The organism is Bradyrhizobium sp. 1, assembly GCF_023073315.1.
Classification (GTDB): Bacteria; Pseudomonadota; Alphaproteobacteria; order Rhizobiales; family Xanthobacteraceae; genus Bradyrhizobium.
In genome coordinates, this window is sequence record NZ_JADPJH010000034.1 from 530,920 (window position 1) to 556,587 (window position 25,668).

At 64.8% G+C, this 25,668-nt stretch carries 23 protein-coding genes and 1 pseudogene; 14 read left to right on the forward strand and 10 right to left on the reverse strand.

Going from position 1 to position 25,668, the window contains the following annotated elements; genetic code table 11:
• Window positions 1–200 precede the first annotated feature (200 nt).
• The 4 genes from IVB29_RS32490 to IVB29_RS32505 all read left to right on the forward strand — a co-directional run bounded on the left by IVB29_RS32490 (window position 201) and on the right by IVB29_RS32505 (window position 4,677).
• A complete protein-coding gene (locus tag IVB29_RS32490; RefSeq protein ID WP_247507485.1) occupies window positions 201–1,256 on the forward strand; it encodes a toxic anion resistance protein in 1,056 nt (351 codons plus the stop codon).
• Between the two features lie 65 nt (window positions 1,257–1,321).
• Entirely contained in the window at window positions 1,322–2,911 is a 1,590-nt protein-coding gene (locus IVB29_RS32495; protein WP_247507486.1) for a VWA domain-containing protein, read from the forward strand.
• Window positions 2,912–3,568, forward strand: a complete 657-nt coding sequence (locus tag IVB29_RS32500; protein ID WP_247507487.1) for a 5-bromo-4-chloroindolyl phosphate hydrolysis family protein — start codon at window positions 2,912–2,914, stop codon at window positions 3,566–3,568.
• Window positions 3,568–4,677 carry a hypothetical protein gene (locus IVB29_RS32505; RefSeq protein ID WP_247507488.1) on the forward strand — a complete coding sequence of 370 codons (1,110 nt, stop codon included), beginning with the start codon at window positions 3,568–3,570 and terminating at the stop codon, window positions 4,675–4,677. Before IVB29_RS32500 ends, IVB29_RS32505 begins: the two co-directional genes overlap by 1 nt.
• A gap of 18 nt (window positions 4,678–4,695) precedes the next feature.
• Here the strand turns inward: IVB29_RS32505 and IVB29_RS32510 are convergent, their stop codons facing one another.
• The 7 genes from IVB29_RS32510 to IVB29_RS32540 all read right to left on the reverse strand — a co-directional run bounded on the left by IVB29_RS32510 (window position 4,696) and on the right by IVB29_RS32540 (window position 14,476).
• Complete coding sequence (locus IVB29_RS32510; RefSeq protein ID WP_247507489.1) at window positions 4,696–6,150, reverse strand: GntP family permease; 1,455 nt, start codon at window positions 6,148–6,150, stop codon at window positions 4,696–4,698.
• Between the two features lie 3 nt (window positions 6,151–6,153).
• The gene (locus tag IVB29_RS32515; RefSeq protein WP_247507490.1) at window positions 6,154–7,173 is read right to left on the reverse strand and encodes a patatin-like phospholipase family protein; all 1,020 of its coding nucleotides are present in this window, start codon (window positions 7,171–7,173) and stop codon (window positions 6,154–6,156) included.
• Between the two features lie 110 nt (window positions 7,174–7,283).
• Window positions 7,284–8,528 (reverse strand): phosphoglycerate dehydrogenase, encoded by a 1,245-nt coding sequence (serA, locus tag IVB29_RS32520; protein WP_247507491.1) that lies wholly within the window; start codon window positions 8,526–8,528, stop codon window positions 7,284–7,286.
• Window positions 8,529–8,627: 99 nt separating this feature from the next.
• The gene (locus IVB29_RS32525) at window positions 8,628–9,860 is read right to left on the reverse strand and encodes a rhodanese-like domain-containing protein (protein WP_247507492.1); all 1,233 of its coding nucleotides are present in this window, start codon (window positions 9,858–9,860) and stop codon (window positions 8,628–8,630) included.
• A gap of 74 nt (window positions 9,861–9,934) precedes the next feature.
• The gene (locus tag IVB29_RS32530; protein ID WP_247507493.1) at window positions 9,935–11,128 is read right to left on the reverse strand and encodes a PepSY-associated TM helix domain-containing protein; all 1,194 of its coding nucleotides are present in this window, start codon (window positions 11,126–11,128) and stop codon (window positions 9,935–9,937) included.
• Window positions 11,121–12,143, reverse strand: a complete 1,023-nt coding sequence (locus tag IVB29_RS32535) for an extracellular solute-binding protein (RefSeq protein ID WP_247507494.1) — start codon at window positions 12,141–12,143, stop codon at window positions 11,121–11,123. The genes IVB29_RS32530 and IVB29_RS32535 overlap by 8 nt, the downstream gene beginning before the upstream one ends.
• Window positions 12,144–12,145: 2 nt before the next feature.
• Window positions 12,146–14,476, reverse strand: coding sequence for a TonB-dependent siderophore receptor (locus tag IVB29_RS32540; protein ID WP_247507495.1), 2,331 nt, complete (start codon window positions 14,474–14,476; stop codon window positions 12,146–12,148).
• A gap of 424 nt (window positions 14,477–14,900) precedes the next feature.
• On the opposite strand from IVB29_RS32540, the gene IVB29_RS32545 reads away from it, so the two are divergent.
• The 4 genes from IVB29_RS32545 to IVB29_RS32560 are packed head-to-tail and all read left to right on the forward strand — an operon-like array spanning window position 14,901 to window position 17,542.
• Complete coding sequence (locus tag IVB29_RS32545) at window positions 14,901–15,353, forward strand: MarR family transcriptional regulator (protein ID WP_247507496.1); 453 nt, start codon at window positions 14,901–14,903, stop codon at window positions 15,351–15,353.
• 55 nt (window positions 15,354–15,408) lie between these two features.
• Window positions 15,409–15,990, forward strand: coding sequence for an isochorismatase family protein (locus IVB29_RS32550; protein WP_247507692.1), 582 nt, complete (start codon window positions 15,409–15,411; stop codon window positions 15,988–15,990).
• A complete protein-coding gene (locus tag IVB29_RS32555) occupies window positions 15,987–16,316 on the forward strand; it encodes a hypothetical protein (RefSeq protein WP_247507497.1) in 330 nt (109 codons plus the stop codon). The genes IVB29_RS32550 and IVB29_RS32555 overlap by 4 nt, the downstream gene beginning before the upstream one ends.
• The gene (locus IVB29_RS32560; protein ID WP_247507498.1) at window positions 16,313–17,542 is read left to right on the forward strand and encodes an MFS transporter; all 1,230 of its coding nucleotides are present in this window, start codon (window positions 16,313–16,315) and stop codon (window positions 17,540–17,542) included. The genes IVB29_RS32555 and IVB29_RS32560 overlap by 4 nt, the downstream gene beginning before the upstream one ends.
• Window positions 17,543–17,551: 9 nt before the next feature.
• On the opposite strand, the gene IVB29_RS32565 is transcribed toward IVB29_RS32560, so the two are convergent.
• Window positions 17,552–18,436 (reverse strand): dihydrodipicolinate synthase family protein, encoded by an 885-nt coding sequence (locus tag IVB29_RS32565; protein WP_247507499.1) that lies wholly within the window; start codon window positions 18,434–18,436, stop codon window positions 17,552–17,554.
• 179 nt (window positions 18,437–18,615) lie between these two features.
• Between IVB29_RS32565 and IVB29_RS32570 the strand changes: the two genes are divergently transcribed.
• Both IVB29_RS32570 and IVB29_RS32575 read left to right on the forward strand, forming a co-directional pair.
• Window positions 18,616–20,028, forward strand: a complete 1,413-nt coding sequence (locus tag IVB29_RS32570) for an FAD-binding oxidoreductase (RefSeq protein ID WP_247507500.1) — start codon at window positions 18,616–18,618, stop codon at window positions 20,026–20,028.
• Window positions 20,029–20,036: 8 nt separating this feature from the next.
• Window positions 20,037–20,702 carry a GntR family transcriptional regulator gene (locus IVB29_RS32575; RefSeq protein WP_247507501.1) on the forward strand — a complete coding sequence of 222 codons (666 nt, stop codon included), beginning with the start codon at window positions 20,037–20,039 and terminating at the stop codon, window positions 20,700–20,702.
• A 6-nt stretch (window positions 20,703–20,708) separates the two neighbouring features.
• Here the strand turns inward: IVB29_RS32575 and IVB29_RS32580 are convergent, their stop codons facing one another.
• Window positions 20,709–20,873 carry a hypothetical protein gene (locus tag IVB29_RS32580; protein ID WP_247507502.1) on the reverse strand — a complete coding sequence of 55 codons (165 nt, stop codon included), beginning with the start codon at window positions 20,871–20,873 and terminating at the stop codon, window positions 20,709–20,711.
• A 194-nt stretch (window positions 20,874–21,067) separates the two neighbouring features.
• Window positions 21,068–21,358, reverse strand: coding sequence for a hypothetical protein (locus IVB29_RS32585; protein WP_247507503.1), 291 nt, complete (start codon window positions 21,356–21,358; stop codon window positions 21,068–21,070).
• Between the two features lie 168 nt (window positions 21,359–21,526).
• On the opposite strand from IVB29_RS32585, the pseudogene IVB29_RS32590 reads away from it, so the two are divergent.
• The 4 genes and pseudogenes from IVB29_RS32590 to IVB29_RS32605 all read left to right on the forward strand — a co-directional run.
• Window positions 21,527–21,973, forward strand: a pseudogene (locus tag IVB29_RS32590) (3-keto-5-aminohexanoate cleavage protein); the annotation flags it as partial.
• A gap of 96 nt (window positions 21,974–22,069) precedes the next feature.
• Window positions 22,070–24,091 carry a YgiQ family radical SAM protein gene (locus tag IVB29_RS32595; protein ID WP_247507505.1) on the forward strand — a complete coding sequence of 674 codons (2,022 nt, stop codon included), beginning with the start codon at window positions 22,070–22,072 and terminating at the stop codon, window positions 24,089–24,091.
• Between the two features lie 487 nt (window positions 24,092–24,578).
• Window positions 24,579–24,956: a Rid family hydrolase gene (locus tag IVB29_RS32600; RefSeq protein ID WP_247507506.1), complete on the forward strand. Its 378-nt coding sequence runs from the start codon at window positions 24,579–24,581 to the stop codon at window positions 24,954–24,956.
• 219 nt (window positions 24,957–25,175) lie between these two features.
• Window positions 25,176–25,634: an Rrf2 family transcriptional regulator gene (locus IVB29_RS32605; protein WP_247507507.1), complete on the forward strand. Its 459-nt coding sequence runs from the start codon at window positions 25,176–25,178 to the stop codon at window positions 25,632–25,634.
• Window positions 25,635–25,668: the final 34 nt, after the last annotated feature.

Sequence of the window (25,668 nt, forward strand, 5' to 3'; positions counted from 1 at the left end):
GAAACCTCCGGGACGCCGGACCGGCCCTGCCTACGCCCCGTAGAAGTTTGAATTCCATGCGAAATCTTGCCCTGCCGCGAACTCGGGCGGCATCGCCAACGACCAAATCCACAGGCTGTCATCAATCTGTCATACGACCTGGAGTTACCTGCCGGCGGGGTCGGCATGCTATCATGACCGCAGAGAACAAGGAGCGAGTGGTGAGCGAAACGATCAATCTCCCGGCGTTGCCGACGGATGCCTCCGCGGTCACACGCATCAAGTCCGAGATCGACATTTCGGATCGCTCGCGCCTCGTGACGTTCGGCGAGCGGGCCCAGCGCTCTGTGGTCGAATTCGCCGACCGCATTCTCGCCCAGACTCAGAACCGCGAGCTCGGCGCCACCGGCAAGCTGCTGACCGACATCCTCGGCAAGGCGCGCGGGCTCGACCCGGCCGATCTCAAGGACAAGGGTTTTCTGACCCGCCTGTTCTCGTCGGCGGAGGCGCGGCTGCGCCGCTTCACCGAGCAGTTCAACGACGTCGCCTCGCAGATCGACCGCGTCTGCGTCGAGCTCGACCGCAACAAGGAGGTCCTGCGCCGCGACATCGCCATGCTCGACGATCTCTACGAACAGACCCGAGGTTCACTCGGACAGCTCGACGCGCACATCGCCGCCGGCAAGGCCTTCACCGAGGAGTTTCGTGGCGGCAAGCTCGTCGAGATGGAGCGGAACGCGAAGGCGCAAGCCGCCGGCAGCGACGCCATACTGGCTGCGCAGACCTATCAGGACGCGGTCCAGGCGCTCGACCGGCTCGAAAAACGCGTCTTCTATCTCCAGCAGGCGCGCCAGATCGGCATCCAGCAGCTGCCGCAAATCCGCATCGTCCAGTCCGGCGACGAGACGCTGATCGAGAATTTGCAGGCCACGACCGAGCTGACGATCCCGGTGTGGAAGCAGAAGATGATCCTGCTGCTCGGCCTGAACCGGCAGAAGTCGGCGCTGGAGCTGCAAAAGACCATCACGGATGCGACCAACGAGATGATGCGCCAGGCGTCCGAGATGATGAAGACCCAGGCGATCGAGATCGAGAAGCAGTCGCAGCGCGGCATCATCGATATCCAGACCCTGGAGAAGACCAACAGGGACCTGATCGACACCATCGCCGGTGTACTCACCGTGCAGGAGCAGGGCCGCACCAAGCGCGCCGAGATCGAGCACCGGATGGCGGAACTGACGGACGAATTGAAGACCGCGATCTCCAAGGCGCCTTGATGCGTCTCACGCAACGGTTTCTCGATGAAGCGTCTGCATAAGAACTGCGGCATGAAGGCTCGCCCATGAGAATTGTCCGTTTCCTGCGGCACCCGTTGGCGCTGCTCGCAGCCGTGCCGCTGATGACCGCGCTGCTGTCGGGCTGCGGCGGGCCAGGGCCGCAATTCACGATCCTCTCGGGCTCGGAGAACGACATCCTCGAACCGCTGGTGCAGGAGTTCTGCAAGTCGCGCAATGTGACCTGCACCATGCGCTATCAGGGCTCGCTCGACATTGCGCTTGCGCTGAAGGCCGGCGATCCCGGCGCCGACGCGGTCTGGCCGGCCGCCTCGATCTGGATCGACATGTTCGACACCACCAGGCGCGTGAAGATGGTGAAGTCGATCGTACAGATGCCCGTTATCCTCGGCGTCCGCCGTTCCAAGGCGGAGTCACTTGGCTGGATCGGCGCCAAGGTCACCGCCAAGGACATCCTCGCCGCGGTCGAGGGCGGCAAGCTGAAATTCCTGATGACCTCGGCGACCCAGTCGAATTCGGGAGCCGCGGCCTATCTCGCAATGCTGGCGGCCGGCATCGGCAAGCCCGACCTGATCGAGGCCGGCGATCTCGACAAGCCCGAGGTGCTGGCAACGGCGCGCGGCCTGCTGAAGGGCGTTGAGCGCAGCGCAGGCTCGAGCGGCTGGCTCGCCGATCTCTACCGCGACGGCGAGCGCAGCGGCGCACATTACCAGGCGATCTGGAACTACGAAGCCGTCATCAAGGAAACCAACGACAGGCTGATCGCCGACAATCACGAACCGCTCTATGCGATCTATCCCGCCGACGGCGTGGCCGTCGCCGATTCGCCGCTCGGCTTCGTCGATCGCGGCCGCGGCAAGGACGTCGAAGGCTTCTTCACTGGCCTGCAGGCCTTCCTGCTGAGCGGCGACGCGCAAGGCAGGATCGCCAAGACCGGCCGGCGCGTCGAGATCGGCCGCGCCACGCCGCTTGCCGCCGATCCAAAAACCAATCTCGATCCATCGCGGCCGGTGACCGTGATCCGGCCGCCGGAGCCGGCGGTGATCCAGAAGGCGCTGCTGATCTATCAGGAGGCGCTGCGCCGGCCGTCGCTGACCGCGCTGTGCCTGGATGTTTCCGGCAGCATGCAAGGCGCCGGCGAGACCAGCTTGCTCGACGCCATGCGCTTCCTGCTCACACCCGCGCGGACGCGTGAGGTGCTGGTGCAATGGACGAAGTCTGATCAGATTCTGATCCTGCCATTCAGCGATCATGTTCTGTGGACGGCGCGCGCCAGCGGTGAAGACAGCGAGCAGACCGGCCTGCTCGCGCGCGCGCTCGAATTGCGTGCCAACGGCGGCACCGATTTCTATACCTGCGGCGCGCAGGCGCTCGCCTTGATGAAGCCGATGCTCCAGGACGGCCAGCATCTGCCGGCCATCGTCATCATGACGGATGGCAAGAGCCAGGGATCGATGTCGACATTCGAAAGCGCCTGGCGTGTGGACGGACACCGTGTACCGGTGTTCGGCGTGACGTTCGGCGCCGAGGTCGATCGTGCCCAGCTCGACAATCTGGCAAAGTTGACCGGAGGCCGCGTGTTCGACGGCAGCAAGAGTCTCACCGACGCGTTCCGCGCCGTACGAGGGTACAACTGAATGGCCGCAATGCCATCCGGGCTTGGCTGGATCGCCGGTGGAGTGGCGGCCGCGGTGCTGCTGCCGTCGCTGGCGATCGGTCTCGCCATGCCGTTCTGGATCGCGCTTGCGATCAGCGCGGCCGCGGGTGGCGGCATCGTCGTTGCACTGGCGCCGAGGAACCGGTTTGCCGCGCTGGAAGCCAGTGGCGTCGCGCGCGGCAAGATCGAGTTCGCAAACGAGCTGCTCGCCGAAGCCGAGCCGCTGGCCGAGCAAATGGAGCATACCGCGTCCGCAATCCGCACCCGCGCGGTCGCCGATCGCATCCGTCATCTGGTGACGATCGCTCGCGACATCTTCGCTGCCATCGAGCGCGATCCGCTGCGGCTCGACCGGGTGCGACGGTTCCTGACCTATTACCTGCCGCGTGCGGCCGAGATCGCCGAAGCATATCGCGCGCTGGAGAAGAGCACTGTGCCCGACACCGCGCGGCTTGCCGCCACCGGCGACATGATCGACCGGCTGGACGTTGCCTTCACCCGCTATGCCGCCAATCTCCAGGACGCCGACCTCGACAAGCTGGACATCGAGCTGAAGCTGTTGAAAAGCTCGCTCGACGAGGATCTCGGGCCAGCGCAACGGGCCGCCCCGGTCGAGACCAAGAGAGGAACTTCCTGATGGCTATCTCGCGCCGCGCCTTCGGCATCGGTCTTGTCGCCGCGAGCGCGGCAGCAACCGGCGGCTACGTTTATCTGCGCGAGCATCCCGAGATCGCCGGCCGCTTCGGCGAAGCCAAGCGGCTGTTCGGCTTTGCCGGTGGCGAGAAGGAAGGTTTTCTCGCGAATGCGCGCGTCAAGAATGTGCTGGAGCGCCGCTTCGGACTGATCCTCGACGGCCGCCGCGCCGGCTCGGTCGAAATGGTCCGCGAGCGCGCGCTGCTCGACCAGAAACCCCAATTCCTGTGGCCGTCGTCCTCCGTGCTGGTCGAAGTGGCGCGGTCGTCGGGCGTCAAGATCTCGCGCGACCAGGTGATCTTCAACTCGCCAATCGTGCTCTATTCCTGGGATCGCATTGCCGAGGGCCTGGTGAAGGGCGGCATCGCCCAGCCTGCCGGCGGGCCGCGCTACACGGTAGATCTATCGAAGCTGCTCAAAGCCATCATCGCCGGCGAAAACTGGTCTTCGATCGGCGTCGCGGACCTGTTCGGTCGCGCCCGCGTGGTCTCGACCGACCCGAACAAGTCCAATTCGGGCTTCATGTTCGCTGGCCTTGCGGCGAGCCTGTTGTCGGGCGACGTGGTGATGCCGGAGACGCTGAGCAAGATCGACGGCGATGTCGCCACCATCTTCCGTCGCATGGGTTTCAAGCCGCCGTCGTCGGGCAAATTGTTCGACGACTATGTCGCCGGCGGCCCGGGCGCGCAGCCGCTGATCGTCGGCTATGAAAACCAGCTCGTCGAATGGGTGCTCCAGGACGCGGAGCGCTGGAAACGGCTCGAGGCCAATGCGCCGGCCAAGCCCGTCATCCTCTACCCGCAGCCCACGGTGTTCTCGGGCCATCCGCTCATCAGCATCGAGCGCCAGGCCGACGAGCTGATCGAGGCCCTGATGAGCGAGAGCCTGCTCGAAATGGCCTGGGAAGACCACGGCTTCCGTGGGCCGCTCGGCACCATCGGCAAGGCACGCAACGCATTGTTGCAATCGCGCCTGCTCGAACGGATCGACGCCGTGCTGCCGATGCCGGATGCGCCTGTGATGTTGGCGCTGCTGGACCGGCTGGCGGCATAGGCGGCGGCGTTCCCTCGATTAAAACGATCCCAGCGCTTCGCCCAGCGCGATCACGGCCACCAGCGCCAGCAGCGACGACACGATACCGACCATCACGATGTCGAAATAGCTGTCACGATGCGTCAGGCCGCAGATCGCGAGCAGGCTGACCACCGCGCCGTTGTGCGGCAGGATATCCAGCGTCCCCGAGCCGATCACCGCGACGCGGTGCATCAGCGCAAGATCGATGCCGGTGTGCGAGGCAAGCTCGACATAGGTCGGGCCGAGGGCGTCGAGCGCGATGGTCAGGCCGCCGGACGCGGAGCCGGTCAGCGCCGCAAGGATGTTGGTTGCGACCGCGAGCGACACCAGCGGGCCGCCCTCGATCGCGAGCACCCAGTCGCGCACCGTTTCGAAAGCCGGCAGCCCCGCGATGACCGCGCCGAATCCGACCAGGCTTGCGACGCTGAGCGCCGGCAGCACCGATGCATTGGCACCGGCGTCCATGGTCTGCCGCAGCGAGGGAAGCCGGGTCCAGTTCAGCACGATGGTCGCGACGATGGCGGCGCCAAGCGCGACACTGACCGACCATACGCCGGCGACCGCGGCGAGCGATGTTCCACCGAAGCGCTGCTCGCTCAGATACGAAACGTCGAGCCGCGGCAGCACCAGCAGCGACATCACGAGATTGACGGCCACGACGACGGCCAGTGGCAGGATGGCGCTCGCCACCGGAGACGCCGCTTCGCTGCGGCGTCCATGCCGGATCTCGGCCGGATCGAACTCGCGCGCGGTCGTCGCGCGTTCGCGGACCAGCTCGTCATCGGCAGCGCGTTCGGCCGCGCCCTGCACGTCCTCGCCATACCCTTCCCCGGCGCGGCGGGCTTTGGCTTCGGCCCGACGCAGCCACCACAATCCTGTCCCGAGCATGATCAGGGAGGCGACGATGCCCAGCCCCGGCGCGGCAAACGGAGTGGTGCCGAAGAACGGCATCGGGATCGCGTTCTGGATCGATGGCGTGCCCGGCAGAGCGGACATGGTGAAGGTGGATGTGCCCAGCACGATCGCGGCCGGGATCAGACGCCGCGGAATTGAAGCCGCACGAAACAGCGAGCGCGCCATCGGGACGATGACGAAGAACGCGACGAACAGGCTGACGCCGCCATAGGTGACCATCGCGCCGGCCAGCACGACCGCGAGGATCACGCGGCGCTCGCCGAGGCGTTGCGCCATAAAGCCCGCCACCGAGGCTACCGCGCCGCTGTCGTCCATCAGCTTGCCGAAGACGGCGCCGAGCAGGAAGATCGGGAAGAACTGCGCCAGGAAACCGGCCGCATTCGCCATGTAGATTTGCGTCAGATTGGCCAGCAATGGCTCGCCGCCGAACAGCGCGGCAACAAGTGCGGCGAACGGCGCAAGCAGCAGCACGCTCCAGCCGCGGAAGGCGAACAGGACGAGCAGGCCGAGGCCGACGAGAATGCCGAGAAGCCCCACGCCTCAGCACTCCGCCAGGAGGACGTCGAGATCGGCCGTCGAACGCTGGCCGACGTCGTTGCCATGTTCGTCGAGAAACGCCTGCGCCGCCTGACGCCCTTCATCGCGCAGCATCGAGACAAATTCCCATTCAGCATTGAGCTTCGATGACGCGCCGAACTTCGCCAGCATGTCGCTCTTGACGCGATGCGTTCGCATTTGCGCCCAACGCGCGCCCTCGCCGCTGCCGGGGTCGGCGGCCTGCCGCAGCAGCGCGATCATGCGCAGCTCCTTCATCAGCGGCGAGTTGAAGGAAATCTCGTTCAACCGATTGAGGATCTCCGCAGCCGTCCTCGGCTGTTCCAGCGTTTCAGTCGGATTGATCTGCACCAGGATGGTGTCATGCGCGTCGCTTTCGCGAATGAGCGGCGTGATCGTCGGGTTGCCGGCGAAGCCGCCGTCCCAATAGGGCTCGCCCTCGATCTCGACCGCACGGAACATGGTCGGCAGGCAGGCCGATGCCAGCAGCACCTCGGCGGTGATCTCGGCATTGCGGAAGATGCGCCCTCGGCCGGTCCGCACCCGCGTCGCGGTGATGAACAGTTTGATCGGCGAGCGCGCGAGCCTTGCGAAATCGACGCTCTCGGCCAGAACCTTGCTCAGCGGATTGTATCCGCTCGGATTGAGATCGTAGGGCGAGAGCACGCGCGACATCAGATCGGTGAGGATGTAGAAGGGCGACGTATCGAGCGTCCAACGTCCCATCAGCCGATCAAGCGGCGAGCGTTGCAGCGGACTAAAGGCGGCGGTTTTCGACACGCGGCGCCAGTATTTTTCAAGCGCATCGCGCGCGCCTTCGGCGCCACCGGCGGTCCACCCGTCCGCCAGCACCGCCGCATTCATCGCACCTGCGGATGTTCCGGAGATCGCGACGATGCTGAGCCACTTCTCTTCCAGCAGGCGATCAAGCACGCCCCAGGTGAAGGCACCGTGCGAACCGCCGCCTTGAAGCGCGAGATCGATCAGTACGGTGTCCCGTTCCATGGGCGGCACTCACGCAACTGAAATTCAAATTCGACATGATGTGGAACATGTCGAATTCGACCGCAGTGTGGGAGCAATAGCCGCAGAATGCAACCGGAACGTGGGCCAGTTTAGTGTTCGAACACCAGTCGCGCGCCGACCGTGCCGTCGAGGGCGCTGATCTGCGCGAGCAGCGTCGCCGAATCCTGCCCCGCGAGATCGGCGTCGAGCACGACGTAGCCGAGATCGCCCGCGGTCTCCAGATATTGCGCGACGATGTTGATGTCGCGCTGGAGGAAGACCTCGTTCAGCCGCCGCAGCATGCCCGGCACGTTGCGATGGACATGGCTGAAGCGCGCGCCGGCGGGGCGCAGATGCAGCTGCACCTCCGGGAAGTTCACCGCGCCCATGGTCGAGCCCGTGATGAAATAATCGACCAGCTTGCGCGCGACCTCGCCGCCGATGCGCTCCTGCGCCTCCTCGGTCGAGCCGCCGATATGCGGGGTGAGGATGACGTTGCCGAGGCCCTGCACCGGGCTCTTGAAGCGATGGGCGTTCGAGGACGGCTCGACCGGAAACACGTCGATCGCGGCGCCGGCGAGATGGCCGTCGCGTAAAGAGCGAGCGAGCGCATCGAGATCGACCACGGTGCCGCGGCTGTTGTTGATCAGGAACGAGCCCGGCTTCATCGCCCGCAGCTCGTTTTCGCCGATCATGCCAGCGGTCTCCGGCGTCTCCGGCACGTGCAGGCTGACGACGTCGCTCTGTGCCAGCAGTTCGTCGAGCTTCTCGACCGGCTCGGTGTTGCCATGGCGGAGCTTGTCGGTGCGGTCGTAATAGATCACGCGCATGCCCATGGCTTCGGCGAGGGTCGAGAGCTGCGAGCCGATATTGCCATAGCCGATGATGCCGAGCGTGCGGCCCCGCACCTCGCGGCTGCCGGCCGCGGACTTGTCCCAGCCGCCATCATGCGCCGACACCGAACGTGGAAAGATCTGGCGCAGCAGCATCACGATCTCGCCGATCACGAGCTCGGCAACGCTGCGCGTGTTGGAGAACGGCGCATTGAACACGGGAATGCCGCGCTTGCGCGCCGCCATGAGATCGACCTGGTTGGTGCCCACGCTGAAACAGCCGACCGCGAGCAGCCCATCGGCGGCTTCGAGCACCTCATCGGTGATCTGGGTGCGCGAGCGGATGCCGAGCAGCGACACGCCCTTGAGCGCCCGGCGTAGATCCTCGCCATCGAGCGCCTTGGTCAGCCGCTCGACATTGGTGAAGCCCGCGCTCCGGAAGATATCGACGGCGCTGTCATTGACGCCTTCGAGCAGTAGTGCCTTCGCGCTCCGCTCAGGGTTTTGGCCTGGGGCTGGCATGGAATCTCCATAGGTGACGGCTTTGCCTGAGCACATAGACCGCGGACGGTGCGCAGCACAATAGGGCTTGGATACGGGGAGAAGATGGCGGGGCGGTAGTCAGATGACGTAGAATCCGTGCGTGCCGTCAAGGCGGAGCTGCTCGACAAGGCCATACTCCCAGTCGAGATAGGCCTGCATCGCGCGCTCGGCGACGTCGGTGCCTTCGTAGGGCCGCCGGTAGCGGTGGGCCGGGTCGGGCTTCGGCAGCACAAGCGGCGGACTGATCTCGAGCGCGCCGTCATAGCCGCCTTCGCGCACATAGACCTCCCAGCCCATCTGCGCGAGCCAGGATGCGGTCATGTCGGCGCGGACGCCCTTGTCGTCGGTCAGAAGGATGCGTGCGCCGCGCACCGGTGCGGCCATGTCGGTCTCCTGGACGAGCTGACCACCCGGATAATGCCGGAAGCCGGGAAGATGGCCGGCGGCATATTCCTCGGCGTCGCGCACGTCGAAGCGATAGAGCGTGCGATCCGTCTGCGCGACAAGCGCAGTCATCTCGTTTTCGCCGATGCGGCGGACGCCAGCGCGATAGGCGACGTCGCGGGCATTGGCCGGGCCGCCGTCGAACGGCCCGATCGCGCCGCGCCGGTCAGCACCGTGGTTGAGCGTGTGCCGCGCCAGCGTCCAGCCGATCGTGCCGTTGCGCAGCGCCCGCACCTTGTTGGGCACGCCGGCATTGATCAGCGACTGGGTGCCGATGATCGAGCGGGTGCGGCCGGCACAGTTGACGATGATGGTGGTCTCAGGATCGGGCGCCGCCTGCCCTGCCCGCAGCACCAGTTCCGCGCCGGGCACGCTGACCGAGCCCGGGATGTTCATGGTCGCGTATTCGTCGAAGCGGCGGACATCGAGGATAGCGATGTTGGCCTTGTCCGCGATCAGTTTTGCGACCTCATCGGCGCTGAACGACGGCGTGTGCCTGCGCGACTCGACCAGTTCGCCAAAGGCCTTGGAGTAAGAGTTGACGTCCTCAAACATTTGATAGCCGGCATCGCGCCAGGTTTTCAGTCCGCCGTCGAGCGCGCGAACGTTGGTGTAGCCGAGGGCGACGAGGCGCTCGGCACCTACGGCGACGAGGCCCTCGCCGTCATCATAGAGTACGATCGCCACGCCCTTGCGCGGCAGCCGCAGCTCGGCTTCGATGTCGATCCGGTCTGCGGCCATGTTGGCGGCGAACAGCGGATGGCCGGTGGCGAAGCCGGCCTCGTATCTGAGATCGAGCAGCGCGATCTCCTCGCCGAGCAGCAGCGCGCGGCGGATGTCGGCGGGGGTGACGGTCGGAAGCTTCATGGCGCGGACCTTGACGAGAGCGAGCCATGGGCTTTTGAACGATTGCGGCGGCCTTGGCTAGCCTTCGCGTCCGTTCACTCGCCCGGAACGAGGCGCCCGATCGGCGGCTGCGCCGGACGCCGCAGCTTGCGGCGCGACAGATAAAGCAAAATGCCGGTGACCGCGAACAGCGGCATCAGCGCCGCGGCGATCATGAAGGCGAGCTTTCCGGGCCAGCCCAAAATCGCACCGCAGTGGATATCGAGTACGCTCGCAATAGCCTTCTCGCCGAGCGTCTTGTCGGCATAGCGCTCCGCGGAGACCACCAGACCGGTAACAGCGTCGATGCGGAACTCATCGCGCACGGATTCGAGCTTCGAGTCCTTCTGCCACGACCGCATGCGTATCACCGTACCCGGACCGGCGGGCAGCGTCAGCAGTGCCCTGGAGAAGCGGCCGCCCTCCTCGCGCTGGAACGTCGACCACGCGCGATCGAACCCCATCGCCTGAGCCGGCTCAGTGCGGTCAGCCGCGCGCGGCTGCTTTGTGGGCATCTTGGGCTGCATCTTCGCCGCGGCCATTTGCGGGCGCGACAGCAGCCAGGCGACGCCATCCTTGTACCAGTCGAACGCGTACCACAGCCCGGTCAGCGTCATCACCAGATAGACCGGCAGCACCCAGGTGCCGATCACCGCATGCAGCGAGCGATGCAATCCGCGCCCGCTGAGACCGAGATTGGGCTTCAGCCACATCCTCACGCTGCCGGCACGGCGGGGCCAGCGCAGCACGAGGCCCGAAATGAGCATGACGATCAGGCCGAGCGCGGCGATGCCGGTGATCTGACGCCCCCAGCCCTTGGCGTCGCCGGGAATGAGCAGCCAGCGATGCAGCCTGCGGACGGTCGCAAAGAACTCCTCACCTCGCGGCGTACCGAGAGCGCGCGCATCATAGGGATCGACATAGAGCGACGACGGCCGCGCGCCCTGCTCGTCGCGGGCAAAGCGGAGACGCACCGCGGCGGACGGGTCGCTCGCCAGCGTGACAGCGGAGACCTTGCCGACGTCCTGCGCGGCTGACAGGCGCGCGATCAATTCGTCCGGCATCAGCACCGGCGCCGCCCGTGGCGCGACGTGCATGATGTCGGCGTTCAGATGATCGACGATCTCATCCTCGAAGCTCATGATAGCGCCGGTCAGCGCGATCAGGGCCAGCAGCAGCGCGAGCACGAGGCCAGCGATGGAATGGACCTGGTGGAGGGCGGCCTTGATGTGATGCCCCACCCTACTCATCGAAGCCAACCTTCTTGATCAGCGCGATCGCAGCCTGCTGACGTGCGGCGATCTGGTCGATCGGCGTCGCGTCGGCGATGAACGAGCCCATTTCGGCAACGACGGGCGCACGCTCCGCCAAAGCGAGCACGGGATACTCCAGCTCGGCGGCAGCAAAAATCCGCTGCGCTGCCGGCGTGACAAGGAATTCGAGGAATTGTCGCGCGCCGGCCGGATGCGGTGCGTGCTTCGCGATCGCCGCGCCGGTGAGGTTCACATGCGTGCCGCCGCCCGTGAATGTCGTCGGCACCGTCTTGACCTTCATCGCCCAGGTGCGCCAGTCGGCCCCTTCCCGTCCGTCACGCAATTGCGCCAATGCCACGGTATTTCCGATGCCGATCTCGCAAACGCCTTGCGCGATCTCGCGGATTACGTCGTTGTCCTTGCCATCGGGCTTGTGGGCGAGATTGGCCTTCAGGCCGGCAAGCCAGGCCTCCGTCGCGGCTTCGCCGTGATGGACGAGATAGGCCGCAACCAGCGCGACATTGTTCTGATGCAGCGGCGAGCGCATGCATAGTTTGCCCCGCCATTTGGAATCGACGAGGTCCTCATAGTCGATCGCCGCGAGCGCGCTGTCATTGCGCGCAAATACGACGCGCGGGCGGATGGCAAGCGTAACCCATTGCGCACCGCCACCGTGGAGATTTGCCGGAACAGCCTGCTCGATCAGCCCCGACGACATAGCCTGCGTCAGGCCGCGGGCCGAGAGCTGGGTCGTCTTGTCCAGCCCGATCGTCAGCAGGACATCGGCGAGCGACGCCTCGCCGTCCGACACCAGGCGTTTGACGAGGCTGTCTTCGACGAAGACGATTTTCGCCCTGATACCGCTGGCGGCCGTGAAAGCTGCAACGACAGGTTCGACCAGGGCAGCCTCCCTGGTCGAATAGAGCGTGATCTCCTCGGCGCGGCTCGCGGCCGCAGTGCAGGCAGACGCCAGCGCGATCAGGGCCGCGGTGGCTTTTTGCCGCACGGTCATCGCTAGAACTTCACCGTTGCCGACAGCGACACGCGACGCGCGTCGCCGATCGCGACGTTCAGGTTGTTGACGGCGGAGGGATAGTAGACGGTGTCGAACAGGTTCTTGACGTTGAACTGGTAGATCACCGGCGTGTTCTGGTATTTCGTCTCATAGGTCGCGAAAATATCGGCGACCACATAGGACGGCAGGAAGAAGCTGTTGATGGCATCACCGGGACGGTCGCCGACATAGCGCGCGCCGCCGCCGAGACGGAGCTGGCCCGGCAAAGCCGTGCCGAAGTCATAGACCAGATAGAGCGAAGCCGTGTTCAGCGCGACGTTCTGCAACTTCCTGCCGAGCAGCGTGACATCCTCGGACTCCGTCACCCGCGCGTCGGTGTAGCCATAGCTGCCGATCAAAGCCCAGCTGTCGGTGAGCCTGCCAGTGACATCCAACTCGATGCCGCGCGAGCGGGCACGGCCGACGGTGTGGAGTTCCACTACGTTCGCGCTGTTGGTCTTCGTCGTCTGCACATTCTTCTTGTCGAGATCGTAGAGCGCCAGCGTACCGGAAATGCGCTTGTTCAGATCGAACTTGATGCCGGTCTCGTACGACACTCCCTCTTCCGGCGCGACGTTGGAATCGACAAAGACGCCGATCGGCGCAATTGTCGAATTCGGCTTCAGCGACTGCGTGTAGCTCGCATAGAGCGATATCTCGTCGGTCAGCTTGAAAATGGCGCCGCCGAGCGGGAGCACCTTGTCCTGGGATACGTTGGTGTTGGTGACGAAGGGTTTTCCGCGCCCGGCGATCTGGTCGTAGTCCATGTAGCGCACGCCGCCGACCAGCGCGAACCGTTCAGTTAGATGCAGCGTGTCCTGGACGAACAACGACCATTGGCCGAGCTTATCGGTCTGGGCACTGTCGGGGTTCGACACGGTCGTCCCCGGCCCGACCAGCCCATAGACGGGATTGTAGACATTGATGGCGGGGGTCGCCTGCCGGATCAGATTGTCGCGGTAGATGGTGCGATACTGGCCGTCGCCGCCGAACACCACGTCGTTGCGCATATTGCCGAGCCAGAACCCGCCCGAGACATAGGACGTTCCATAGCTGACATTGCTGAGCGAGCCCTGCGTGCCGTCATTGCTGCGCGTCTCGACGCCGGTCGTAAAGTTGAGGGTGGAGATGCGGAGCTGGTTGGCGCTGAAGGTTTCGGTGTTGTAGCTGTAGCCGGCGTAGAGCTTCCAGTCCTGATTGAAGCGGTGCTCGATCGAGGTCTGGATCAGGTCGGATGTGCCCCACGTGTTGTTGAAGGGCTCGTCGAGCCGGCGCGTGGAGGGCACCGCCAGCGGCGCCTTGGTCACCGGGTTGAACGCCGTGCCGCGATCGAACGGATAGATGAACTCGCGGTGTTCGTAGTTGAGCTGCACCGTGGTGTCCTGGCCGTACCAGGCCAGTGACGGCGCTACCAGCATTTCGCGGTGGCGGCCGAAATTCCGCCAATAGTCCTCGCTGACACCGTAGCCGATGAAGCGATAGGCAAGGCCCTGGTCGCCGATCGGACCGGTGACGTCGAGCAGGCCATCGGCGCCGGTTTTAGAGGCACTGAAGGCCGAACCAAGCAGCGTGACCGAACCGTGCTGATACAGCTCCGGACGCTTGCTGATGGTGTTGACGATGCCGCCGGGGTCCATGATGCCGTAGAGCAGCGAGGCCGGCCCCTTCAGCACCTCGACGCTCTCAACCGCGGAACTAAAGCTGCGACCCTGCACCAGCGGCATGCCGTTGCGCATGATCGAGCCGTCGCGGTTGTCGCCAAAGCCGCGGCGGATCACGGCGTCCTGGCTGCCGGCGAGCGTGTTGGTCTGGGTGATGCCGGAGACGTTGATCAGCACATCGTCGATGTTGCGCGGGAGCTGGTCCTTCAGCACCTGCTCGGGCACGACGTTAACGGCCTGCGACGTATCGAGCGGCGAAGCGCCGCTGCGCAGCGTGGTCGAGCTCGGCATCGCGCGGTAGCCGAGCTTGGCGGCTTGCTGTGCGGCAGCTGCAGCAGCTGCGCGCTCCGAGAGCGTCTGCACCGCGGGGGCGGGATTGCGATTGCGCTGTCGCGCGGCGGTTTGCGTGCGCCGCGGAGACTGCTCCGATGCGCGCGCCGGCTTCGGCCGCTGCACAGGAGCCTCAACCGCCACCGGCGGCAGCGCCGATTGCGCCAGTGCGCTCGTCGTGTTGAAGGGGGATTCGGCAAGCAACACCGCTGCACCGATAAGAAGACCTGCACGGCTCTTGCCGGCACGATGACGACGGCCGCGGACACGCTGGCCATCCAGATGGGCACGCACTTTCATTCCACTTCAAGTCAAGAACGTTGAAGTTTGGGCCTGTAACAGTCGCTGTATGCGAAGAGAACCGTAAGCGGCGTTGAATCACTCTAGTGTTGAATCGTTCTAAGTGTGAGCACGATCGGATGACGACGCATCGATCCAGATTGCGATGCTTTGATGGGCAGAAATCGCAGCGTCGAGATTGGAACACGAGTTGAGCACGCCTGCACATTGTCGATGCTGACCACTGTCATCGATGACGCGACATCTTCGGCGAGTGCGTGGCGACGCGACGCGATGTCGCACAATCATTCGGATAACCGGCGACCGCGCTCAACTTCTCCATGTCGTCATCGCGACAGCAGCGCCCCTGATCACGCCATTTTGTTCAGACTTACTACACAGATAATCTTTACAGTTTATCTGTCTATATGCCATTCGATCCGGCATGATCAATTCATCGGACCAACGCCCCTCCGCACGCGCCGGCGCGCTCGCTGAAGACCTTCGGTCGCTGGTCGGAAAGCTGAAGCGCCGGCTGCGGGAACAGGCAGGTCAAGGCGACCTGGCACCCTCACAGGTGTCGATCCTGTTGCGTCTGGAGAAGGATGGCCCTGCAACGGTATCGAGCCTGGCACGGTCCGAGGGAATGCGTCCGCAATCAATGAGCACCGCGGTCGCGGCTCTTCAGGCCGCGGGCCTGGTCATTGGCGCACCCGATCCGGAGGATGGCCGCCAAACCATCCTGTCGCTGACAAAGGCGTGCCGCGACTGGATCCGGGTCGGCCGCGCCGCCCGGCAGGATTGGCTGTCGCGCACCATTTCGACACGGCTCTCTTTACGGGAGCAAGACGAACTGGCGGTCGCCGTCTCTTTGCTCAAGCGGCTTGTCGACGATTGACGCGGCTCCGCGGCATCCACCGCGCGGAACAGGCAGCTGCCGGAAGGATACGATGATGGCTCTCACGACGCTCGACCCGATCACCGCCCTCATTGTCGTCGACCTGCAACGCGGCATCGTCGGCTCGACTCTCGTCCATGCTATGGGTGATGTCGTGGGCGATGTCGTGCAACGCTCTTGCGCGCTGGCCGCTGCGTTTCGGCGGCATCGCCTGCCGGTCGCGCTGGTCAACGTCGATGGCGGAGCGCCGGGCCGCACCGAGCGGCCGCGTGCCGGTGGTCCGTTCCCCGACGGATGGACCACTCTCATTCCAGAGCTCGATCAGCAGCCCGGCGATATCGCCGTGACCAAGCGGACCTGGGGGGCATTCGCCAGCACCGATCTCGAAAGCCAGCTGCGATCGCGCGGCGTCACGCAGGTCGTCATCGCCGGCGTCGCGACCGGCACTGGCGTCGAGTCCACCGCGCGCCAGGCCTACGAGGCGGGTTTCAATGTCACCCTTGCCACCGACGCGATGACCGATCCGCGTCGCGAGGCTCACGACTACAGCATCGCAAACGTCTTTCCGCGGCTCGGCGAGAGCGGCACGACGCAGGCGATCATCGAATTATTGGCAACACGGAGCGCGCAGGCATGAACTGGCTTCATCTCGTTTCTTATTTCTTCGGCGGCGCATTTCTGGCGAATGCCATTCCGCATCTCGTCAGTGGCCTGCGAGGAGAGCCATTCCAGAGCCCGTTCGCGCAGCCGCGGGGAGAAGGACTATCCTCGTCAACGGTCAACGTGCTCTGGGGCTTTTTCAACGTCATCGTCGGGTATCTCCTCGTCTGTCGGGTCGGAGAGTTCGCCCTGATGGACACGCGCGATGTCGCCGCGCTCGGATGCGGCGCCCTGCTCCTCAGCCTGTTTTGCGCGCGACACTTCGGCCGGTTCCACGGCGGCAATACGCCAACGAGTTCGTGAGCGTGGCGACCGCGGGCACATTCCGCTCACTGCGGAACTACAACTACCGCGTCTGGGCGGCGGGCGCGCTGGTGTCCAATACCGGAACGTGGATGCAGCGTGCCGCCCAGGACTGGCTCGTTCTCACCGAGCTGACACAGCATAATGCGTCGGCCGTGGGCGTGGTGATGGCGCTCCAGTTCGGACCACAGCTCCTGCTGATGCCGTGGACGGGGTTTGCGGCCGACCACTTCAACCAGCGACGACTTCTGATCGCGACACAGGCGACGATGGGCGTGCTGGCACTTGCCCTTGGCCTTCTCACCATCACCGGCCTGGTGCAGCTCTGGCACGTCTACGCGTTCGCCTTCCTGTTCGGCTGCACTGCTGCCTTCGACGCCCCGGTGCGCCAGACGTTCGTGGCCGAGCTCGTCGGCGACCGCGATCTCTCCAACGCCATCGCGCTCAACTCAACGTCCTTTAACGCCGCGCGGATGATCGGGCCCGCGATCGCGGGAATCATCATCGCTTCGATCGGCACCGGATGGGCATTCCTGCTCAATGCCGCATCCTTCATGGCAGTCCTTAGCTCGCTCGCCTTGCTGCGCAGCTCGGAGCTTCGCCCGAACGCGCGGGCCGTCCGGACCAAGGGCGGCATGACGGAGGGTTTTCACTACGTCTGGTCGCGCAGGGATCTCAGGGCGATCATGATCATGCTGTTCTTGATCGGCACGTTTGGGCTGAACTTCCCGATCTTCATCTCGACCATGGCGGTCACCGTCTTCCACACCGATGCGCGCGGCTTCGGCCTGCTGTCGTCGACGATGGCGGTCGGCACGATCTCGGGCGCATTGCTGGCCGCAGGGCGCGCCCAGCCGCGGTTCGTCTCGCTGCTGTTGGGGGCTGCGACTTTTGGAGCGGGTTGCACGCTGGCTGCGCTTGCGCCTAGTTCCTGGCTGTTCGGCGCCGCTCTGGTCGTGATCGGTGGCGCCGCACTGACGGTCACCAATACTTCGAATGCCATGATGCAGCTCTCCACCGAACCGAGGATGAGGGGGCGCGTGATGGCCCTACGCCTCGGCGTCGCGCTCGGCGGCACGCCCATCGGCGCGCCGATCGTCGGATGGGTGGCGGACCATCTCGGCCCCCGCTGGGCACTCAGCATCGGCGCGATCGCGGGCTTTGCGGCAGCGCTCGTGGCGGTCCGCGCCATGTCGGCCCGCGCCCTGGACGATTGCCGCAGCTAAAAAGCGATCTTATGCGATGGCAGGGCTGGTCAGCTGGTCTAGCTTCGCCTTGAGCGCAGCGCCATCAGACGATGCCCGCAGCGGCGGCCGCACACGCACCCAGCTTGCATCGCCCGTTTGCGCCGCGAGAATCGCCTTCAGCGTCGCGAGGAAGGATGGTGACTTGACCACGATATCGACCGCGGCCTGCATGCGTGCTTCGACGTCCTTGCCGTCGATCATCGCCTTGACCAGCTCGGGCGCGATGTTGGCCATGCCGCAGATGGTGCCGGCACCGCCGCCGGCAATCGCGCGGGTGATATCGGTTTCATTGCCGACGGTGATGGCGAGCTCGGGTGCCGCGGCACGGAACGCCTGGAACTGCTTGAAGTCGCCGCTGGAGTCTTTCAGGCCGGCAACCACTTTGCCGTAACGCTTGCGCAAGCTCGCGGCGACGCTAATCGGGATCGCAACGCCCGAGACCTGCGGGATGTGATAGAGATAGGCCCGCAGGCGATCGTCCGCGACGCTGTCGATGATCGCGGCGAAGGCGTCCTCGATGCCCTCAGGCGTGACACTGCGATCGAAGTACGGCGGCAGATACAGCAGGTGACGCAGGCCGAGGCCGAGCACGGCGCGCGTCAGCGCGATACTGTCGCTGATCGCAGCGAAGCCGCCGCCGATTCCGATCCGCTCCGGCGCAATACCAGCCTTGAGCACGGCTTCGATGGTCGCGACGCGCTCGGCGACGTTGAACGAGGTGCCCTCGCCGGTGGTGCCGAACAGCACGACACCCTCGACACCTTTGCTGAAGAGCTGCCTGGCGTGCGCGGCGAGCTTTGCGGTGTCCACACTGCCATCCATCGCCAGCGGCGTCGCCGACGCCACCCAGAACCCGCGAATTGCCTCCGTCATCACACCACCCTTTGTTGCAGCCTCGGACTAAGCCGCTGATCCCTCAACGATCTTGACGGCTGCCCGAGTCATTGTTTTTGCTTTACTTTTTATCTTGTACCTTACATACAAGATGGACGCAAATCCTTTCCACAGTCACGGCGCGCATGAGGCGCAGCCGAATCCAGAGGAGGTCTCGCATGAACATGGTGACCCCCATTGAGCGTCCCGACCAATTGCTCGGCGCCCTGCGCGACAAGCTTGGAGCTGCCGCCGTGCTCGTTGGCAGCGAGGTGCCGGCGCGCAATTGCAACGACTGGAGCGCGAGCCTGCCGCAAACGCCGCGCGCAGTGATCCGACCGCTCGATGCGCAAGGTGTTGCCGACGCGATTCTGACGTGCCGGCAGGCGCGTCTGCCTTTCGTACCGCAGGGCGGATTGACCGGGCTGTGTCGCGGCGCCTCGCCGGAAGCCGGCTGGGTCGCGATCTCGCTGGAGCGCATGACCGGCATCGAGGAGATCGATCGCGCGTCGATGACGATGACGGTCAGGGCCGGCACGCCGCTGGAGACGATCCAGAAGGCGGCGGATGAAGCCGGCTTCTTCTTTCCGCTCGATCTCGGCTCGCGCGGCTCCTGCGCGATCGGCGGCAATCTCTCCACGAATGCCGGCGGCAATCGCGTGATCCGCTACGGCATGACGCGCGAGCTGGTGCTCGGTCTCGAAGTGGTGCTGCCCGACGGCACCATCATCACCAGCCTCAACAAATTGATGAAGAACAATGCGGGCTACGATCTGAAACATCTCTTCATCGGCTCGGAAGGCACGCTCGGCATCATCACCCGCGTGGTGCTGAAGCTGTTTCCGAAGCCGCGCTCGACCATGGCCGCGCTCTGCGCGCTGAAGGACTATGCCGCGGTGATCGCGCTGCTCGATGCCGCGCGCAGCGGGCTCGGGCCTTTGCTGTCGGCGTTCGAGGTGATGTGGCCGGACTATTGGGACGTGATCACGAATCGCGCCGGCGTGAAGCCGCCGGTCGCCGCAGGCCAGGGCCTCTACGTGCTGGTGGAAGCGCAAGGCACCGACGAGAGTATCGACGCGCCGCGCTTCCAGGCCTGGCTTGAAGAGCTGATGGAGCGCGGACTGCTCGCGGATGCCGCCGTGGCGCAATCACTGGCGCAGACGCAAGCGTTCTGGCGCGTGCGCGACATCTGCGCCGAATTCGGCCAGGTGCTGGGTCCGCACATCTCCTACGACATCGGCCTTGCGGTGGCGCGGATGGACGAATTTGTCACGCGCTGCAAGGCCGCGCTCGCTGATGGCATCAAGGGATGCGAGAGCGTCTATTACGGTCATATCGGCGACGGCAATCTGCATCTGGTGTCCTGGGTCACCGGCCTCACCATCGAGCAGCAGCCGAAGGAAGAGATGGACGCGATCATCTATGGCCTCGTGCGCGAGATGGGCGGCAGCGTCTCCGCCGAGCACGGCATCGGCACCTTGAAGAAGAAGTGGCTAGGCCATGCGAGGGGCGAGGCCGAGATCGCGCTGATGCGGACGCTGAAGGCCGCGCTCGATCCCGACCATCTGCTCAATCCCGGCAAGGTGATCTGAGAGAGCAGATGCACTCGCTGAAACTCGATACGCCGAAATCGCTGTCGCAGCGCGTGATGCAGCGGCTGCGCCAGGCCATCATCGAGGGCGAGTTCGCGCTGGGCGCTGCGATCTCCGAGGAGATGGTGGCGAACTCCTTCGGCGTCAGCCGCACGCCGGTGCGCGAGGCGATGGGCCAATTGCAGGCGCAAGGCCTCGTGGTGATCCGCCCGCAGGTCGGCAGTTTTGTCTTTACGCCGAGCGCGGAGGACATCACCGCGCTCTGCACCTTCCGGATCGCGCTCGAACCCAAGGCCGCCGAGCTTGCCTTCCGCCACGATCGTGATGGCGCGGTGCAGACAATGAGCGATGCGATCGCGGCAATGGAGCCGGCGGTCGCAGCCAAGGACAACATCGCCTATGGCCGTGCCGATGCCGTGTTCCACGAGGGACTTTTCGCCCATTGCGGCAACCGCTACCTCGCCGAATCCTACCAGCTCGCATCTAGCCGCGTTGCCGCGCTCCGCACCAATCTGACCTCACCGATCGACGTGCGGACCCGCACGTCCTTCGACGAGCACCGCAAGCTGCTCGATTTCTTCGCGCGCGGCGAGTTTGCGGCCTACGAAGCACTGATGACCACGCACATCACCAATTCAGGCGTGGCCTATGCCAAGGCGCTTAAACTGGATTGAGCGCGTCTACCGCCCGTCCTGCGATCCCGGCCGGTCCAGAAAATCCAGCGCGGTGTTGATCTGCTCGAGCTGGTGCTCGATCCTGTCGCGATCTTCGACGGCTTGCGCCTTCTCGAGTTCCTCGACGAGCTTCTGTTTCCGCGCCAGCAAGTTCTCTATGACGGTACTCACAAGTCCCCCATCGCCCCAAAGCGAGCATCGAGGCAAAAGTCCGATGGCGCGCACTGGCGCCCGGATGCCGAGGCGCGCGCGAGCGGAGCTCGCGCCGGTGCCTCAAGTCAGAATGTTCGCGGGCGAGGTTGGTTCCTGCAAATGATCTGGAACTGATGGAACTAGTTGCAGTGAACGCTGCGCGATGATCGCCGTCAGAAATTTCTCTGCCCGTGGAGCAATTGTATATCCGACGCAGGCCGCGGTGAGAATCCGGAAGACGGATCGCTGAAATGCATATGCGGCACGCGCACTGCTCCGGGAGGCGAGGCGATGCTCGCGAGCAACACCGGCACGACAGGCGTGCGCGTGATCGAGACCGAGAACACCGCCAGCAGCACGCAAACCATGCAGAGCCGCATCTGCACCGTCCTGCGATCGGAGATCGGCAGAAACAGGAAAAACAGCATCGCGAGGATCAGCAGCGCGTCGATCAGAAAAAACATGGATCTCTCCCTTGATACTGTCGGGAGGATGACGCGGCGCAGCCCGCCGGTATGTGGACGGCGTCACACAGCTGACGGCGCTGGCATCGCACTGCGGCCGTGATACGGCCTTGCAAAACAAGCACCGTTCACGCGGACGGATGAGGGAGGCGCGAGCGGCTTGCCGAACGAGGCCTGCTCGAATTCGCGGTGGTCGATCCCGGCAGCGTCAATTTTACGCTGACCGTGACCAATGCAGAGGCGAAGCCGGCGGAGACCTATCTCAATCCGGAGACCCACATCCGCCACGGGCTCAGCGTTGCCGCGCGCCACGGCATCCATCCCGCTTTCGCGATTTACGAGCCCGGCTTCATCCGCGTTGGCGCGGCGCTGGCCCGCGGGAGCGGCGTGAAGATGCCGATCTACCGCTTCATGTTCTCGCAGCAGTTTGCGTTCTGCTTTCCGCCAAAGCCTTATGGCCTTGCGGCGCTGGTCACCCTGGCCGAGGAGAAAGCGCGTGGTGCGCCCTGGGTGGTCTCCGGCCTCGGCCTCGACGTCACGCCGCTGATCCCCGACGAGCACGGCGGCGGACCGGCCACGACTGCCGAGGTCCGGCGGGTGCTCGCGAACAGTTAACGGGCCCGCGCGGGCCGGATGGCCGGCCGCGGAACCGCGATTCTTCACGTACCCGTCGGTTGTATTCGGGGGCGCGCAGTCCTATGCGTATGCCCCATGGACATCCAAATCATCACCGCCGAAAAGCCCCTGATGGCCCAGGCACGCCCGCGCAAGCCGGCGCCGTTCCTCCCGATGAGCCGCGCCGAGATGGACGCGCTCGGCTGGGATGCCTGCGACATCGTGCTGGTGACGGGCGATGCCTATGTCGATCATCCAAGCTTCGGCATGGCGATCATCGGCCGGCTGCTCGAGGCGCAGGGTTTTCGGGTCGGCATCATCTCGCAGCCGGACTGGCACTCGGCCGAGCCGTTCAAGGCGTTGGGCAAGCCAAAAGTGTTCTTCGGCGTCACCGGCGGCAACATGGATTCCATGGTGAACCGCTACACCGCGGACCGCCGCATCCGCAGCGACGACGCCTATACAGCCGGCGGCGAAGGCGGCAAGCGGCCGGACCGCTGCACCGTCGTCTATGCGCAGCGCTGCCGCGAGGCGTTCAAGGATGTGCCGGTCGTGCTCGGCGGCATCGAGGCCTCGCTGCGCCGGATCGCGCATTACGATTACTGGTCCGACAAGGTGCGCCGCTCGGTGCTGGCCGACGCCAAGGCAGACCTGCTGCTCTATGGCAACGCCGAGCGCGCCGTCGTCGAGGTGGCGCAGCGGCTCGCCGCCGGCGAAGCGCCCCGCGCGCTCGACGACATCAGGGGCGTCGCCCTGTTCCGCCGCGTGCCCGAAGACTATTCCGAACTGCACGCCGACGATCTCGACTCCGCCGACGAGGGTGCTTCGCGGACCAAAGGCTTAACCGTGATCCGGCTGCCGGCGCTGGAGCAGGTCGAGCAGGACAAGGAAGCTTATGCGCGCGCCTCACGCGTGCTGCATCGGGAGAGCAACCCCGGCAATGCGCGGCCGCTGGTGCAGCGTCACGGCGACCGCGATCTCTGGCTCAACCCGCCGCCGATCCCGCTGACCAGCGAGGAGATGGATGCGGTCTACGATCTGCCTTACGCCCGCGCGCCGCATCCGTCCTATGGCGATGCGAAGATTCCCGCCTGGGACATGATCAAGTTCTCGGTGACGATCATGCGCGGCTGTTTTGGCGGCTGCACCTTCTGCTCGATCACCGAGCACGAGGGCCGCATCATCCAGAACCGCTCGGAAGGCTCGATCCTGCGCGAGATCGAAAAAATCCGCGACAAGACGCCGGGTTTTACGGGCGTCATCTCCGACATCGGCGGCCCCACCGCCAACATGTACCGGATGGCATGCAAGGACCCGAAGGTCGAGGCCGCGTGCCGCCGGCCGTCCTGCGTCTTCCCGGAGATCTGCCCGAACCTCAACACTTCGCATGACGATCTGATCCGGCTCTATCGCAAGGTGCGCGAGACCAAGGGCATCAAGAAGGTCATGGTCGCCTCGGGTGTGCGCTACGATCTCGCGGTCGAGAGCCCCGAATACATCAAGGAGCTCGTCACCCATCACGTCGGCGGTTATCTGAAGATCGCGCCCGAGCATACCGAGCGCGGGCCCCTCGACAAGATGATGAAGCCGGGCATCGGCGCCTACGACAAGTTCAAGCGGATGTTCGACGCTGCGGCCGAGCAGGCCGGCAAGAAATATTACCTGATCCCGTATTTCATCGCGGCGCATCCGGGCACGACCGACGAGGACATGATGAACCTCGCGCTCTGGCTCAAGAAGAACCGCTATCGCGCCGACCAAGTGCAGACCTTCCTGCCCTCGCCGATGGCAACCGCGACCGCGATGTACCACACCGGCGTCAACCCCTTGCGCGGCGTGCGCCGCGGCGGCAGCGACAAGGTCGAGGCGATCAAGGGGCTGCGCCAGCGAAGGCTGCACAAGGCGTTCCTGCGCTATCACGACCCCGACAATTGGCCGGTGCTGCGGGAAGCTCTGAAAGCGATGGGCCGCGCCGACCTGATCGGCTCCCGCCCCGACCAGTTGGTCCCAGCACACCAGCCCCCCGGCACCGGCAAGGCCGCCGGCACGCGACGACCGTTGCGCCCCGGCGACAAGACGCAGCGGTTCACGACCAAGAACCTGCGGGTGATGAAGTAGCGGGCGAGAGCCGGATGAGGTCCGACGCATTCGAGCCGCTGCAAAAAAATATCGAAAACAACCCCATGCACAGTAGCGGGCGGCAGCAAAATCAAAGACTTAAAGCTCGGCCAGATCTGGGATGATTTGTCATCGCGCCTCTGCATTTCTCCAAGCGCGATCCCTTCGCAAACGCCATTAATTTTCTGTTTTTACGAAACAGCAGTTGACCCGTCGGGCAAAACAGGCGCATGATGGCATCATTGGGCGTTGCGTAACGCGGAGGCCGACCGCGCCTCAGATCGATATCCTCAGGCTTCACACCGCGTCCCGCGCGCAAGCTATTCCGCTCGGCCTCGCGGGATTACGAGGCAGATCCGCTCGGCGGCCCCCGCAGAAGTCCCGCTTGCTGAAGTATCTATAGAGCCTCGAGCGCCGCTTTGACGCGGACCAGCGCAGCGTGGGCTATGAATGTCGAGCGCCCACCGAACCATGCAGGAGCACTCGCTTGCCAAGACAGAACGTCTCGTCGGGTTACGATTTCGAAGACACATACGGATACTCGCGCGCCGTCCGCGTCGGAAACCAGGTCCTTGTGTCGGGTACGACGGCCCGCACGCCGCAGCTCGGCGGCGATGCCTACACCCAAGCCAAGGCCGCGCTATCGATCATAGCCGACGCACTGGCCAGGACCGGCGCAGGAATGCACCACGTCGTACGCACGGTGGTGTACGTTTTAGACTTGGCCGACACCGAACATGTTGCTCGCGCTCATTCCGAGGTCTTCGATCAAATCCGTCCCGTGAGCACGCTCGTTCAGGTCAGCGCCCTCACGCCAGCTTCCGCACGGGTCGAGATCGAAGCAATGGCGATCATCCACGACTGACCACGGTGTCGCGTCCTGCGCGCAGGCTGTTCCGCGCCGGCTCGACCCGCCGGAAAAAAAATGGATCGTGCTCCACCTCACGGCGATTGCGGCACCGATCATTCTTGATCTCGGAGAGCAGACCTCTTTCGCTCCAGATTTTCGAACTGGGCTGGCCATGACTTGGCCTCTGATTTGAGAGTGATTGACTTCGCGGCATCATGCAACATATAAAGTTACATGAAACGCGACAGTCGTCTATCCGGCATACTTCACGTCCTGCTGCACATGGCGAATCAGCCGGGCTCCTTCACGTCCGAGACCCTGGCGAAAGCCATGGACACCAATCCGGTGGTGATCCGTCGCATCATGGCAGGCCTGCGGGACCTCGGTTATGTCCGCTCCGAGAAGGGGCATGGCGGCGGCTGGACGCTCGCTTGCGACCTTTCCAAGGTGACGCTGCGCGACGTTTACATCGCGCTCGGCCGTCCCACGCTTCTGGCCATGGGCAACCGGACGGAGGCACCCGGCTGCCTCGTCGAGCAGGCCGTCAACGCCGCCCTCGATCAGGCATTTGGCGATGCAGAGGCGTTGCTGCTGGCGCGCTTTGGCGAGGTGACGCTGGCGATGCTGGGCGACGATCTGCGCAAGCGCCTCGGTTCCCGAAAGCTTCAGGGCATGAGCACGCATCACGCGTGACGAAATTCACGAGCAGGACAACATGTTGACCAAC

Coding starts and splice junctions, on each gene's coding strand:
- IVB29_RS32495 (WP_247507486.1), top strand. CDS start 1,322: ATGAGAATTGTCCGTTTCCTGCGGCACCCGTTGGCGCTGCTCGCAGCC.
- IVB29_RS32500 (WP_247507487.1), top strand. CDS start 2,912: ATGGCCGCAATGCCATCCGGGCTTGGCTGGATCGCCGGTGGAGTGGCG.
- IVB29_RS32505 (WP_247507488.1), top strand. CDS start 3,568: ATGGCTATCTCGCGCCGCGCCTTCGGCATCGGTCTTGTCGCCGCGAGC.
- IVB29_RS32515 (WP_247507490.1), bottom strand. CDS start 7,173: ATGGAACGGGACACCGTACTGATCGATCTCGCGCTTCAAGGCGGCGGT.
- serA (WP_247507491.1), bottom strand. CDS start 8,528: ATGCCAGCCCCAGGCCAAAACCCTGAGCGGAGCGCGAAGGCACTACTG.
- IVB29_RS32525 (WP_247507492.1), bottom strand. CDS start 9,860: ATGAAGCTTCCGACCGTCACCCCCGCCGACATCCGCCGCGCGCTGCTG.
- IVB29_RS32530 (WP_247507493.1), bottom strand. CDS start 11,128: ATGAGTAGGGTGGGGCATCACATCAAGGCCGCCCTCCACCAGGTCCAT.
- IVB29_RS32535 (WP_247507494.1), bottom strand. CDS start 12,143: ATGACCGTGCGGCAAAAAGCCACCGCGGCCCTGATCGCGCTGGCGTCT.
- IVB29_RS32540 (WP_247507495.1), bottom strand. CDS start 14,476: ATGAAAGTGCGTGCCCATCTGGATGGCCAGCGTGTCCGCGGCCGTCGT.
- IVB29_RS32545 (WP_247507496.1), top strand. CDS start 14,901: ATGATCAATTCATCGGACCAACGCCCCTCCGCACGCGCCGGCGCGCTC.
- IVB29_RS32550 (WP_247507692.1), top strand. CDS start 15,409: ATGGCTCTCACGACGCTCGACCCGATCACCGCCCTCATTGTCGTCGAC.
- IVB29_RS32555 (WP_247507497.1), top strand. CDS start 15,987: ATGAACTGGCTTCATCTCGTTTCTTATTTCTTCGGCGGCGCATTTCTG.
- IVB29_RS32565 (WP_247507499.1), bottom strand. CDS start 18,436: ATGACGGAGGCAATTCGCGGGTTCTGGGTGGCGTCGGCGACGCCGCTG.
- IVB29_RS32570 (WP_247507500.1), top strand. CDS start 18,616: ATGAACATGGTGACCCCCATTGAGCGTCCCGACCAATTGCTCGGCGCC.
- IVB29_RS32575 (WP_247507501.1), top strand. CDS start 20,037: ATGCACTCGCTGAAACTCGATACGCCGAAATCGCTGTCGCAGCGCGTG.
- IVB29_RS32585 (WP_247507503.1), bottom strand. CDS start 21,358: ATGTTTTTTCTGATCGACGCGCTGCTGATCCTCGCGATGCTGTTTTTC.
- IVB29_RS32595 (WP_247507505.1), top strand. CDS start 22,070: ATGGACATCCAAATCATCACCGCCGAAAAGCCCCTGATGGCCCAGGCA.
- IVB29_RS32605 (WP_247507507.1), top strand. CDS start 25,176: ATGAAACGCGACAGTCGTCTATCCGGCATACTTCACGTCCTGCTGCAC.